We start from the raw sequence: 12,780 nt of genomic DNA, 5'->3' as shown, positions 1-12,780 counted from the left end.
GGTGCCGTCAATCGTCCTTCGTCCGGCAGTGCACGCGCCGTTGCACAGAGGCGGGAAGGTGCTCGTCGTGATCAAGCTGCAGTGGGCAAAACCGAACGCGTTGACCGAGACCGATATCGAACTGGTCCGAAGTTTCGCCGGCCTGGCCACAGTCGGGCTGACTGGGGCGAGGGGGATCGCGACGCAGCGGGCGGTGCGGGCGAGCGCGGCTCGGTACCGCGCCGTGTTCGGGAGCGCGATCGACTACGCGATCATCGTGCTCGACATGAAGGGCAACGTCATCGACTGGAATGCCGGTGCCACCCGGATCCTGGGCTGGACCCCGAGCGACGTCTGCGGGAAGCCTGCCGACGTGTTCTTCACCCCCGAAGACCGTGAGGCCGGGATCCCCGACCAGGAGATACACAGCGCCCTGACCGTGGGCCGCGGCATCGACGAGCGCTGGCACCTGAGGAAGAGCGGCGAGCGGTTCTGGGCCAACAGCGAGATGATGGCGTTGCGCAACGAGGCCGGCGCGGCCATCGGCTTCGTCAAGATCCTGCGCGACCGCACCGAGCAGCGCCGCAATGCCGATGCGCTGCGGGACAGCGCGTTGCGTCTGCAGAGGGCGCAGGAGGCGGGCGGGGTCGGGGTGTTCTCGATCGGCATCGCCGACGCCATCCTGCGGCCGAGCCCGGAGTTCTGCCGCCTGTACGGCCTGCCGGAGCGCGAGGCGTACCCGTCGACGGCGTTCGAGGAACTGATCGTCCCGGAGGATCAGCACCTGATCTCCACCGCCCGCTCGCGCAGCAGCGGCGCGGCACCGCGGGACGTCGAGTACCGCATCCGCCGGCCGGACACCGGCGAGGTCCGCTGGATCGCGCGCAAGGGCGAGATCGAGCACGACGAGGCCGGACGGCCGGCGCGCTTCTCTGGCGTCGCCCGTGACATCACTGCTCAGCGGGCGGCGCAGGAGGAGCTGCGCATCAGTCAGGAGCGCCTGAGCCTGGCGTTCGAGGCGGCCGGTGCCGTGGGCTGGTGGGACTGGGATGTGCCCCACGACCGCATCGTAGCCAACGCGCGGTTCGCCGAGCTGTACTCGGTCGATCCCGCGGCGGCGGCGGTCGGCACTCCGATCGCCGGCTACATCGACGGCATCCATCCCGACGACCGGGCGTGGGTGGGTGCGAAGATCGAGCTGGCACTAGCCACTGCCGGTGAGTTCGCCGAGGAGTACCGCCTGCTCAGGGCGGACGGTAGCGTGCGCTGGGTCTATGCCCGCGGGCGCTGCTATCACGACGCGGCTGGCCGTCCGCTGCGGTATCCGGGGGTGTCGATCGACATCACCGCGCGCAAGCTCGATGCCCTACGTCAGGCGGCGTTGGCCGCCCTGGGCGACCGCCTCAAGGACTTGAGCGAGCGATCGGAGATCATCGGAGCCGCGGCCGAGATCATGGGCCAGACGCTCGATCTGTCTCACGCCGGGTACGGCGCCGTCGATCAGAGCCGCGAGACCATCGTGATCACGCGCGGCTGGAGCACGCCCGGCGTCCCAGCCATCGCCGGGCTGCACAGGTTCCGCGACTATGGCTCGTACATCGACGATCTGCAGGCCGGCGCGACCGTGCTGATCGCCGATCTCGCCCGCGACGCGCGCACGGCGGCTGCGGCCGACACGTTCGCCGCCATGAAGGCGCGCGCGCTAGTCAATCTGCCGGTTATGGAGCGCGGCCGCTTCGTGGCTTTGTTCTTCGCGCTGAAGGCGACGCCGCACGCGTGGAGCGCCGATGAGTTGGCCTTCCTGCACAGCGTCGCCGATCGCGCCCGCGCGGCCATCGCCCGGGTCGAGGCCGAGGACCGGCAGCGGCTGCTTAACCAGGAGCTGAGCCACCGCATGAAGAACGTGCTGGCGATGGTGCAAGCCATCGCCACGCAGACCATGCGTACAGCCACCGACATGGACACCGCTAAAGAGGTGCTCGCCGGGCGGCTCGTCGCCCTGGGCAAGTCGCATGACCTCCTACTCGGCGGTGAGATCGGCAGCACCGCGCTCGACACCCTGATCACGAATGCCCTGGAGCTGCACCGGGATCGGCCCGATCGCTTCGTGATCGCGGGTCCCCCTGTCGAGGTCGGCGCGAGGGCAGCACTGTCGCTATCGCTGATCCTGCACGAACTGGCGACCAACGCAGCCAAGTATGGGGCGCTGTCGACCGATGCAGGGCAGGTCATGATCGATTGGCAGATCAAATCCGAAATGCACGAGCCGGAGATGGTGCTGAGCTGGCGGGAGGTCGGCGGCCCGGTTGTGGTCGCACCGACACGGACGGGCTTCGGCACGCGGTTGATCAGTCGCGGGCTTGCCGGCAGCTTTGGCGGGGTGGTCGACCTCGCCTACCCGCCGACGGGGGTGGTCTGTACGATCACGGCGCCGCTCAGCGGATTGCAGGCCCACGATCCGAGATCGCTCGGCTAATCTTCGGTAGCGTCCGGATCAGAGACACGTTGGCTCTGGGTGGTATCCAACCGACGTAGCAGTGCGGCCATAGCCTCTGGCACCGGCTCGGACGGGAGCGCGGCGTAGACCTGCCGCAGATTGCGGCCGAGGTGACGCTGGATCGCATGGGGGGAGCTGGAGTGAACCCAGTGCGTCTGGGGTCCTGGCATGGGGAGGGGGCTTTCAAGGTCGATCATCGCCGGCCCAATCGGGGGCGTTCGCTCTGTCACACCAAGTGGCTCCTACGACCGCAGGTTGCGAGGATCTGCGTTAAAATGGACCGACGCCGTTACGTTCCCACTAACCGGCGAAAGCCGAAGCGTGTGACATGATGAGCACAACTGCGTCGAAGCGGGTCGGATGAGCGCGGAAAAACATCCTCATAGTTTTCATCAGTTCGATAGAGTCAGCTTAGGCGGATAGCCAAGGATCGAACGGACAAAGAATGGTTTCGAAATACAGGCCGCTTCCGACCCCGACCGGCCATTCGGGCACATCCAGAAGCATCCTGAAAGCGGACATCGAAGGTGCAGCCATGATTGGTGAAGTTGACGCCTATAATGCGGCGCCTGTCTCGCAACGTTTCTGGCACAATGAGATGATCGACAGAGTCGGATCGTCTCGTATCATAGTCGGGACATAAACAACTCTTGTAAGGAGGCATTGTGTCAACACCCCGAAAACCTTTTATCCTTTTACAAAATCGTGATTTGCACATTTTATTTCTGAAGAGCATCTGAGCGAACGTCCCAAGATATCCTTCGCAGGCGCTGCAAATTCGATGCCCTCCGCAACGCTGACACCAGCGCAAATCCAACGATCGATTAGTCTGGATACCCTGATGAGCTTTGAGGATGGGAAATCCTATGCGTCGCTCAAGCGGCATCTGACGAGGCTGGGGCTGACACCGCAAGCATACCGAGAGAAATGGGGCTTGCCGCGCGACTACCCGATGGTCGCGCAATCCTACTCAGACCGGTGCTCCAGTACGGCGAGGCGCCACAAGCTCGGCCTTAAACCGAAAGAACCGTCGCCGACATGCGTATCGGGTGCGACCGCGGACCGGCGGTAGAAATTCCTTGCAGTGCGCGGCCGGTGCCTGTCACGGATCGGCGCAAGATGAATGCGGGCACAGATCACTCATCGGCCGCGATCTCGAACGTCGCCTTGCCGTCCTCGCACTGAGTGAGCGAGATATCCACGTGCCGGCCGTCCTCCAGGCGCAGGATCACGGTGGGTTCAAGCCACATCGCCCGCAGCGCGTCGCGCTTCGCCTGTGACGCAGTAGTCGCGATCGATCCGGAATTGGCTCCCGTCCAGAACTGATACGCGACTGCGACCGGCTTGCGACCAACCGCGATGATCATGCCGCTCCCCGCGAGGCCGCCGGGTGATCTGAAGGACGTGGGGTTCCGAAGATAACCAGCCTGCACGGCCATGACGGACCTCGATGTCGGTCCGGCACACGTATCGTCGATGCCAGGGGAGGCGAAATCACATCGTCGTCAAGCAGTCGCCTTGCCGGATCTCCCCGACCAATTTTTCCTCTAGTACCCGTCCAGTCTCCAGACTGTTTTCCATTTGATGTTACATTAAAGTCACGAACGAAGGATTGATGAGACTCTATCCAGCGTAAAGACGCCCAACACGAGCCCGTGATTTGTCCTAATCTGGCCGTTGCGCATCAGTCTGGCTGCGCACCCGAAAAAGCGGGGCGCGACGTAAAATTGGCTGGGGGAACACATGCGCGCCTTACGAGGCAGCCTGATCGCGTCCGTGGCAATGCTGCCCGGGCTGGCACAGGCACAAGAAGCAGTAACGCTGGGCGAGATCAGCGTCGTCTCGACCTCGCCGGTCGGTGCCGGCGGCGGCAATTCGAGCGGCGCTCAAAACCTCAACACGCTCGGCCAGATCGTGCCGACCGCGCCCGCCGGTCCGGTCCGCCTGCGCGGCTCTGAGCAGCCGTTGAACAAGATCCCCAGCACGGTCGAGACCGTCACGGCGCGCCAAATTGACGTCGATCGCGGCACCGACAACATCATCGCCACCTTCGCCCGATCGACCCCGGGAGTGAACCTCAACGACTCGCAGGGCAACGGCAACCGCGTCGACCTGAACTACCGCGGCTTCACCGCCTCCTCCGTACAGGGCGTACCGCAGGGGCTGGCCGTCTACCAGAACGGCATCCGCATCAACGAGGCCTTCGGCGACGTCGTCAACTTCGACCTGATCCCGCCGCAAGCCGTTCAGCGGATCGACGTGGTCACCGGCAACCCAGTCTTCGGCCTCAACGCCATCGGCGGTGCGGTCAACATCCAGATGAAGAACGGCTTCACCTGGCAGGGCACCGAGATCACCGCATTCGGCGGCTCTGATGGGCGGGTGGCCGGCAATCTCCAGTACGGTAAGATCGTCGACAATTGGAGCTTCTACTTCACCGGCGATGGGCTGAACGACCGGGGCTGGCGCTACGAGAACCCGAGCACGATCGGCCGGCTCTACGCCGATCTCGGCTATCGCTCGCAGGACTCGGAGTTCCACCTGATCGGGTTGGCCGCACGCAGTTTCTACGGCGCGGCCGCCGCGACCCCGGTCGATTTCACCCATATCGATCCGCGGGCGATCTTCACTTACCCGCAGACCCAGACGACGCAGGTCGGCACGATCCAGCTCACCGGCCGGGTCGATATCTCGCCGACCTGGGATCTAGCCGGAAACGCCTATTACCGGCGCTTCGGCGAGAACTACGTCGATGGCAACCAGGGCAACTTCGAGAACTGCAGCAAGCGCGGCGACTTCAAGGGTTTTCTCTGCTATCAGGACGATGCATTCAACGTAAACGCGCCTCCGACCAGCCAGGTGGCGGCGCGCCGGGCCTACGCTGATCAGTTCACGATCATCGGCCTGAACGGCCAGCCGATCCCGTTCAACAAGAATGCCCCCTACGGAACGATCGACACGACCCTGACCCAGTCCGAGGCTTATGGCGGCTCGCTGCAGGCGGCCAACCGCGACCGGATCTTCGGCCTGCCTAACACCTTCGTGGTTGGCGGCAGCGTCGACGCCTCGAACTTCTCGTTCAAGTCGTCGAGCACGCTGGGTGTGATCAACCCAAACCTCTCCGTTTCGATCGACCCCAATAGCCCGTATTACGGCAATATCCCTGGCCTTGGCACGCCAGATATACGGACCCTCGGCGCCCTCGGCATCGCGCCGAGCAACGTCAGCGGGTCGACGCTGTATCTCGGCCTCTACGCCACCGACACGCTCGACGTGACCGACCGGCTCTCGCTCACCGCCGGCTTCCGCCTCAACTACGCTCGCATTCAGACCCGCGACCAGACCGGCTTCTCGCCGGACGTGACGGGCACGAACGAGTACTTCAAGGTCAACCCACTGGCAGGCCTGACCTACCAGTTCGATCCGGCATTCAATCTCTATGGCAGCTACTCGGAGTCGAACCGGGCGCCGACGCCGCTGGAGCTGTCCTGCTCCAGCCCGACCCAGCCCTGCCTCCTGCCGAACTCGCTGGTGGCCGATCCGCCGCTCAAGCAGGTCACCGGGCGGACCTACGAGGCCGGCTTCCGCGGCGTGATCCCGAGCTTCCTGTCGGGCGGCAATCTGACTTACAAGGCCGGCGTGTTCCGCACCGACCTACAGAACGACCTCTATCAGGTCGCGGTCGCCGGCAACGCGGCGCGCGCCTACTACATCAACGTGCCGGCGACTCAGCGGCAGGGCATCGAGGTCAGCGCCGAGTACGTCATCACCCCCGACCTGCTCGTCTACGCCAACTACGCCCTGATCGACGCGACCTTCCAGTTCAATCAGACGCTCTCGTCACCCAACAACCCGCTCGCTGGTACCGGCGCGGCTGGCGGCGCGACCGGTGGTGATGTGGTCCCGAACGGCGGCATCAACGTGCGGCGGGGCGACAAGATCCCGCTCATCCCGGATCACCAGATCAAGGCCGGGTTCGAATACAACATCACCCCGAACTGGCGGTTCGGCCTGAACGTGGCTGCGTTCTCGTCGTCATACTATCGCGGCGATGAGTCGAACCTGAACCGGAAGCTACCAGCCTACTACGTGATGAACCTGACGACGAAGTATCAGGTCACCAAGAACCTGGAGATCTTCGGGTTGATTACCAACCTGACAAACCAACGCTACGCCACCTTCGGCACTTTTGCCGAGACGGGTGCGGTGGCCGGCAACCTGTCGATCAACGATCCGCGGACCACGACTTTGGCTCAACCACTCTCGGTCTACGCGGGCCTGACCTACCGCTTCGGCGCAGATCCAGTGCCGATGTCGCCGGAACCGATTATCAGAAAATATTGAGACTAGACTATCCCGAATTGCTTGTAGGGCCGCACTCGTCGCGGCCCTACACGTTGCCTTGTCAATTTGTTCAGTTGATAACCGATATTAAAGATTGACGCTGTATTTACTATTAGGCAAGCACGGCGGTAATTTCTGCTTTCGCCAAGTTTCTCTCCAAAGCAGACAGGCAGAAATCCACTCATAGCGGCCGTCGCACACACCTTCGGCTCGGTTGCCGGCAGCTCATGCAGTGGATGCGATGGTAGGCTCGGTCCAATACAGCCTGCTCTAGTGGAACGGTCTAAAATTCCAGCCGAGCCGTTCCAAAAGGTGTCTGCGAAGTTTGGAACGCCAAGAGGGCCGACATTAAAGATCCGTGTGGAACGCTGCCGTGAAGTGCCTTTGATCGGGATCGAACCCAGATTGGATCAGGTTGCCCGAAAGCGGACCTTCCGAACTTCAGAGAAGGGTCGGAAGCGGAAGGAGCGATCGGTCAGGCCTTGGTCACCAGATCGATCTGCAGCCGCGAGCCAGTCACCTCCGCATACCGGCGTAGGGATACGAGGCTAGGCACGCTCACACCCCGCTCCCAACGCCCGACCATCGTCTCGGATACCCCAATTTGACTCGTTACTTCTGCACGCCTCAGGTTTGCCCGGCGCCGGGCGTCACAGAGCGCGAAGGCGATCATCATAGGTGGTTCACTCGCCTCCCAAGCAGCGCGATAACCTGGATCTTCGTCCATCGCCTGCTGATGCATGACTTGAAATGGGATTGTAGTCATCTCTCAGCTCCCTTGTTGCCTTCCCGAATACCTTGATACTGCGCAGATTGCCGCCGTCACGCTTCACCGCCTGTTTCCCAGCATTCGATCTAACAAACGCTCTGGGCCAAGCCCCTGGCGGCGTAGGCGAATGCGTGAAAATAATCTTATCCAAGTGAGTTGGATAACCATCGCAATTTCTTCTGATCTAGGTGTATCTCCGAGCGATGATTTTATCCAAGTTGCTTGGATAAACATCTTGATTTGACCTGAGAGTGCGCTTCTTATCGGGTAATTGGTATCGATTTTACTTGATGACTTTGCTTGCTTGTGCAAATTCGCCATCTAGATGCTCGGCGCCGATGATACGGTGTTGGGCCGCAGGTAGCGAAGCGAAGCTGTGCTCGAGACTGTGACACCTGCAAATCAGGAGCCGATCTGCATCCTCACATATGGGGCGGGGTCGCTCGCCTCCTGTATGAGTCAGCTCTTACCCCCGCATCACCAAAGCAAGCACAGATGCCGTTCGGCGCCCGGCGCTCAGTTCGCGGGTCTGCAATTTCGGAAGAGAATAGCGATCGCGTCACCGCTCATGAACGATATCGCGCGCCAAGCGGAGGCTCTGATGGTGATTGACCAAGATGCTGACAGAGCAGCTGCATTCTGCAGCCAAGCCGGTCAGAGTTGAGTGGAGGGACTGATGCCGCGTCGCGATGTCATTACCCTCGACAAGCTCCCGTTGTTCGCGTCAGACCGAGAAATTGCTGAGGCCGTTGTCGGGTCGGATGAAGCCGACAAGCGTGCTTGGTGCGCCAGCGTAGCGAGCTTGGAGGTATGCGGGTTCCCGCGCCAAGCCCGTCTCTACGGTAAGCGCTATGTCCCGGCCGTTCGGGCATTTTACGATCGCGAGTATGGTCCCGTAGGCCGCGCGCCGGCCGACTCACCTGCGCAGCAAGAGCCATCGGGATGGACAAGCCCAAGATCAAGGCGCCGGGCCTGAAGTTCCGGCCGCGCAGCGGAGGCTGGGCGGCGTACTGGATCCCCTCCCCCGAGGCTGTGAGCCGGGGCTACCCGAGCAGCACGGTGCCGCTCACGCGTTACATCGGCACGCCCGAGCTGCTGGCCGATCAGTGCCAGCGCCTGCAGAACGATATGCTCGTCTGGCTCGATGGCCTGCGACGCAATCCGCTCGCGTTCGACGGTTCCATCGGAAGCGTCCTGCGCATCTACCAGACGCACGAGGAGTCGCCGTTCCATCGGCTCAAGCCCGGGTCGCTCCGCCCGTATGTGACTTACCTACGGCGCCTGGAGCGGGAGATCGGCGACGTGCGGGTCGATGGGGTGATCGGCCTGCACGTGAAGCGCTGGCACGCGGAATGGTCCGAGGCGGGCGCCAAGCCCGCGGCCGGGCAGATGCGCATCGCGGTCCTGAAGGCCGCCCTTACCTTCTGCATCGTCGCCGGACACCGCTCCTGCCGGACGCTGCGCGACGACATCCGCGAGCTGCGCCTGCCGGGCCCGCGCCCACGCAGCTTGTACGCCACGGCCGACCAGGTGCTGCGCGCGATCGCGGCGGCCCACGCGCTTAAACGCCCATCGCTGGCCCTCGCCTACGCCGTCCAGTTCGAGACGGCGCTCCGCCAGTGGGACGTGACCGGCCAGTGGTACCCGCTCAAGGATCCGACGATCTGCGCGGTGGTCCACGGCCAGCACAAGTGGGCCGGGCTCGAATGGCGCCACATCGGCGAGGACCTGGTGCTGCGCTACACGCCGTCGAAGACGCGCACGAGCAGCGGCGCCGAGGTGGTGATCGACCTCCGCCTCTGCCCCATAGTCCTGGAGGAGATCGCGCGTGTGCCGGTCGAGGAGCGCTACGGGCCTCTGATCATCAATGGCGCGACCGGGCTGCCCTTCACGGATCCACAGTTCGCCGCGGGCTGGAGGCGGGTGCGTTCGGCAGCCAAGCTCCCGCGTGAGCTCTGGAGCCGCGATCTGCGCGCCTCGGCGATAACGGAGGGACGCGGCGGCGGCGCCATGACGGACGATGCCGCCAAGGTGGCGGGACACTCGAAGCCGCGCACCACGGCCGACGTCTACGACCGAGAGCGCCTGGAGGCGCACCGGCGGTTCGCCGCCGCCCGCCTCGATCGTAGGACCCCGAAAGCCGAGAGTTGAACGCTCCAGGAACGTCACGAGGAACGTCCCGGGAATGGATGGCGCAAGTCGTTGATTTCGCAGCAATACTATTGGCTCGCAGCTAACTCCCCCTTAACCGCGCGGCCTTCTGGGCTCTGTCGCGTTCGTGTCCCGCAGGGGGGGCCCTCCCGGTCAGTCCGTGAAGGCCTCCACGTTGCGGCGCTCGCCACGCAGGAAGGCGTCGGCGGCGTGGATCAGTGGATTGAGGTCGACGTCGCTGGCGCCGGAGCGGACCAGGGCGGCGAACCGGTCGTAGAGGCCGCGATACTCGGCCTCGGGCGGCAGGGGCTGGTCGCGGCCGTTTACGGCCAGAACCGCGCCGCCCTTCGACAGCACGAGTTCCCCGTCCTCGGTCTCGACCCGGATGTCCCAGGTCTGGGGGCCGGTCTGGCGCCAGTCGAACGCGGCCTGGATCGGGGTGCCGTCGGAATCCGTGAAGCGCAGATCGGCGGCGATCGGCGCCTGCCGGTTCTCCGGGACCGACAGGGTCGCGCCGGTGAGGACGAAGGGCGGCAGGATGTGGGTGGCGATCGACAGGGCGTTGATCCCCGGATCGAACACGCCCATGCCGCCCGCCTCCCAGATCCAGTCCTGGTTCGGATGCCAGTGCCGGACATCCTCCAGCCAGGCGATCGACACCGACCGGATCCGGCGGCCCGACAGCCACTGGCGGGCGGGCTCGACCCCGGGGGCGTAGCGGGAGTGCCAGCTCGCGAACAGGCTGACGCCCTGCGCCCGCGCGGCCGCGACCAGGATCCCGACCTCCGCCAGGGTCGCTCCGGGGGGCTTCTCCAGAAAGACGTGAAGCCCCGCCGCGATCCCCGCCCGGGCGGCCTCGAACCGCGCCTGGGTCGGCTGGCACAGGACGAGGGCGTCGAGGTCGTGCCGCGCGGCCAGCATCGCGTCCAGCGTCCGGTAGCTCGGCACCCCGTCGAGGCCGCCCTGGCGGCTCGCCACCGCCGCCAGGGCGTAGTCCGGGGAGGCGGCGATGACCGGAAGATGCTGGTCGCGGGCGATCTTGCCGACGCCCACCAGCCCGATGCGGATCGGCTGCGCCATCTCAGAGCTCCCGCACGCAGGGTGCGGTCGCCGGGACGCCGCGCACCCGCCGCGCCAAGCCTTCGGCGCCCGGAGCGCCGCTTTGCGGCCCGTCCGGCTTCCGAACCTGAAGGCGTGATCGACCCATCCCGATGTCCTCCGAGGGCGGCCTCTGCGGGCCGCCCCGATGCGCGGCCGAGGCCGGCCGCGCGCCTGTGCGTGACCTGCGCCTGTCCTTCAGCCGCCGGGCTGTGGTTCGAGGGCGCCGTCGATCCGGCGCACGAGATGCCAGGGATTGTCCGGGCGCAGGGGCGGCGGCAGGAGCGCCGCGGGCAGGTCCTGGTAGCAGACCGGGCGCAGGAACCGCTCGATCGCCAGGGTGCCGACCGAGGTGCTGCGCCCGTCCGACGTGGCCGGGAAGGGACCGCCATGCACCATCGCGGGGGCCACCTCCACGCCGGTCGGCCAGCCGTTGGCGAGGATCCGGCCGGCCTTGCGGGCCAGCAGCGGCACGAGCCCGGCCGCGAGGGGCTCGTCCGCGGGGTCGAGCTGCAGGGTCGCGGTGAGCTGCCCCCCGAGGGATTCGACCACCCGGGCGACCTCCGCGATGTCGGCGGCCGCCACCAGGATCGCCGCGGGTCCGAACATCTCCTCGGCCAGGGTCGGATCCGCCAGGACCCGGCTGGCCTGCGTGCGCAGCAGGGCGGCGGGGGCGCCCCCCGGTCCGGCCGCCGCCCCGCGGGCCGCCACCGTCACCCCCGGGCGCTCCGCCATCGCGGCGACGGCGTCCTCGAACCGCGCCCGGATGTCGGCCGTGAGCATGGTGTGCGGCGCGCTCGCCCGGATCGCCGCCCCGGCGGCCGCCGCGAAGGCGTCGAGCTCCGGCCCCGCGATCCCGATCAGCAGGCCCGGATTGGTGCAGAACTGCCCCGCCCCCAGGGTCAGGGACTGGACGAAGCCCGCCGCCAGGGCCGCGCCCCGGTCCCGCAGGGCGGCGGGGAGGAGCAGGACGGGATTGACCGCGCTCATCTCGGCATAGACCGGGATCGGCTCCGCTCGGCCGGCCGCCACCCGCATCAGCGCCAGCCCGCCCCCGCGGGACCCGGTGAAGCCCACGGCCTTGATCCGGGGATCCGCCACCAGGGCCGCGCCGAGGGCGTTCGACGGCCCCGGCAGATAGGAGAACACGCCCGGGTGCAGGGCGCAGTCCGCCGCCGCGCCGCGCACGGCCCGGGCGACCAGTTCCCCGGTCCCGGGATGGGCCGGGTGGCCCTTGACCACCACCGGGCAGCCCGCCGCCAGGGCCGAGGCGGTGTCGCCGCCAGCCACCGAGAAGGCCAGCGGGAAGTTGCTCGCCCCGAACACCGCCACCGGACCCAGGGCGACGTGGCGGCGGCGCAGGTCCGGCCGGGGCAGCGGCTGGCGCTTGTGCTGCGCCGGATCGATCGTGGCCTGGACCCAGCTGCCCGACCGGACCAGCGCGGCGAACATCCGGAGCTGCCCGACCGTACGGGCCCGCTCGCCCTCCAGCCGTGCGCGGGGCAGCCCGGTCTCCGCCGTCGCCCGCGCGATCAGGGTTTCGCCGAGGTCGGCGATGCGAGCGGCCACCGCTTCGAGGAAGCCGGCCCGCGCCTCGGGATCGGTCTCCGAGAAACTCGGGAACGCGGCCTCCGCCAGGGCGCAGGCCGCCGCGACCTCCTCGGCGCCCGCCGACGCGAAGGCCGGTTCCAGGGCCGCGCCGGTCGCGGGATCGGCGGCCCGGAACGTCTCGGCCGTCGTCACATCCGTTGCGCCGACCAGGACGCTGCCCCGGATCGTCGCGTCGCTGGCGGGTTCTTTACTCATACAAATAGGCTAGATCAGATTCCTCTGGGCCGCAAGAGTTCCAGTCCCTTTGCTTATAGGTGTCGACGCTTGCACTCGTACAACTTCCAGATACGATCCCGGCGTTCCTGGCCCGTCCCGGTGGCTCGGACCGGAG

Annotated in this window: 10 protein-coding genes; 4 read left to right on the top strand and 6 right to left on the bottom strand. The window is 66.0% G+C overall.

Features of this window, described 5'->3' with window-relative positions:
- Positions 1 to 58 precede the first annotated feature (58 nt).
- A complete protein-coding gene (locus MKK69_RS12830; RefSeq protein ID WP_243968272.1) occupies positions 59 to 2,455 on the top strand; it encodes a PAS domain S-box protein in 2,397 nt (798 codons plus the stop codon).
- Here MKK69_RS12830 and MKK69_RS31340 read toward each other — a convergent pair.
- Positions 2,452 to 2,646 carry a NepR family anti-sigma factor gene (locus MKK69_RS31340; RefSeq protein ID WP_409564805.1) on the bottom strand — a complete coding sequence of 65 codons (195 nt, stop codon included), beginning with the start codon at positions 2,644 to 2,646 and terminating at the stop codon, positions 2,452 to 2,454. The genes MKK69_RS12830 and MKK69_RS31340 overlap by 4 nt on opposite strands.
- A gap of 611 nt (positions 2,647 to 3,257) precedes the next feature.
- On the opposite strand from MKK69_RS31340, the gene MKK69_RS12825 reads away from it, so the two are divergent.
- Positions 3,258 to 3,548: a MucR family transcriptional regulator gene (locus MKK69_RS12825; RefSeq protein WP_313900850.1), complete on the top strand. Its 291-nt coding sequence runs from the start codon at positions 3,258 to 3,260 to the stop codon at positions 3,546 to 3,548.
- Between the two features lie 64 nt (positions 3,549 to 3,612).
- Here the strand turns inward: MKK69_RS12825 and MKK69_RS12820 are convergent, their stop codons facing one another.
- Positions 3,613 to 3,915, bottom strand: coding sequence for a hypothetical protein (locus MKK69_RS12820; RefSeq protein WP_243968271.1), 303 nt, complete (start codon positions 3,913 to 3,915; stop codon positions 3,613 to 3,615).
- Between the two features lie 304 nt (positions 3,916 to 4,219).
- On the opposite strand from MKK69_RS12820, the gene MKK69_RS12815 reads away from it, so the two are divergent.
- Complete coding sequence (locus MKK69_RS12815) at positions 4,220 to 6,820, top strand: TonB-dependent receptor (protein ID WP_243968270.1); 2,601 nt, start codon at positions 4,220 to 4,222, stop codon at positions 6,818 to 6,820.
- A gap of 475 nt (positions 6,821 to 7,295) precedes the next feature.
- Here the strand turns inward: MKK69_RS12815 and MKK69_RS31335 are convergent, their stop codons facing one another.
- Positions 7,296 to 7,493, bottom strand: coding sequence for a helix-turn-helix domain-containing protein (locus MKK69_RS31335; protein WP_409564804.1), 198 nt, complete (start codon positions 7,491 to 7,493; stop codon positions 7,296 to 7,298).
- Positions 7,494 to 7,649: 156 nt separating this feature from the next.
- Entirely contained in the window at positions 7,650 to 7,910 is a 261-nt protein-coding gene (locus MKK69_RS12810; RefSeq protein WP_243968269.1) for a hypothetical protein, read from the bottom strand.
- 621 nt (positions 7,911 to 8,531) lie between these two features.
- Between MKK69_RS12810 and MKK69_RS12805 the strand changes: the two genes are divergently transcribed.
- On the top strand, positions 8,532 to 9,740 hold the full coding sequence (locus MKK69_RS12805; RefSeq protein WP_243968267.1) for an integrase: 1,209 nt from the start codon (positions 8,532 to 8,534) through the stop codon (positions 9,738 to 9,740).
- A gap of 153 nt (positions 9,741 to 9,893) precedes the next feature.
- Here MKK69_RS12805 and MKK69_RS12800 read toward each other — a convergent pair whose 3' ends face one another.
- Together MKK69_RS12800 and MKK69_RS12795 are read right to left on the bottom strand one after the other, a co-directional pair.
- A complete protein-coding gene (locus MKK69_RS12800; protein ID WP_243968266.1) occupies positions 9,894 to 10,820 on the bottom strand; it encodes a Gfo/Idh/MocA family protein in 927 nt (308 codons plus the stop codon).
- A 216-nt stretch (positions 10,821 to 11,036) separates the two neighbouring features.
- Positions 11,037 to 12,644: an aldehyde dehydrogenase (NADP(+)) gene (locus MKK69_RS12795; protein WP_243968265.1), complete on the bottom strand. Its 1,608-nt coding sequence runs from the start codon at positions 12,642 to 12,644 to the stop codon at positions 11,037 to 11,039.
- Between the last annotated feature and the right edge of the window lie 136 nt (positions 12,645 to 12,780).

Origin of the sequence: Methylobacterium sp. J-026 (genome assembly GCF_022829585.1) — a bacterium.
GTDB lineage: Bacteria > Pseudomonadota > Alphaproteobacteria > Rhizobiales > Beijerinckiaceae > Methylobacterium.
The sequence above is the reverse complement of the archived record's forward strand: the minus strand, read 5'-3'. Positions and strand labels throughout refer to the sequence as shown.

Coding starts and splice junctions, on each gene's coding strand:
- MKK69_RS31340 (WP_409564805.1), bottom strand. CDS start 2,646: ATGCCAGGACCCCAGACGCACTGGGTTCACTCCAGCTCCCCCCATGCG.
- MKK69_RS12825 (WP_313900850.1), top strand. CDS start 3,258: ATGCCCTCCGCAACGCTGACACCAGCGCAAATCCAACGATCGATTAGT.
- MKK69_RS12820 (WP_243968271.1), bottom strand. CDS start 3,915: ATGGCCGTGCAGGCTGGTTATCTTCGGAACCCCACGTCCTTCAGATCA.
- MKK69_RS12815 (WP_243968270.1), top strand. CDS start 4,220: ATGCGCGCCTTACGAGGCAGCCTGATCGCGTCCGTGGCAATGCTGCCC.
- MKK69_RS31335 (WP_409564804.1), bottom strand. CDS start 7,493: ATGATCGCCTTCGCGCTCTGTGACGCCCGGCGCCGGGCAAACCTGAGG.
- MKK69_RS12810 (WP_243968269.1), bottom strand. CDS start 7,910: ATGGCGAATTTGCACAAGCAAGCAAAGTCATCAAGTAAAATCGATACC.
- MKK69_RS12805 (WP_243968267.1), top strand. CDS start 8,532: ATGGACAAGCCCAAGATCAAGGCGCCGGGCCTGAAGTTCCGGCCGCGC.
- MKK69_RS12800 (WP_243968266.1), bottom strand. CDS start 10,820: ATGGCGCAGCCGATCCGCATCGGGCTGGTGGGCGTCGGCAAGATCGCC.
- MKK69_RS12795 (WP_243968265.1), bottom strand. CDS start 12,644: ATGAGTAAAGAACCCGCCAGCGACGCGACGATCCGGGGCAGCGTCCTG.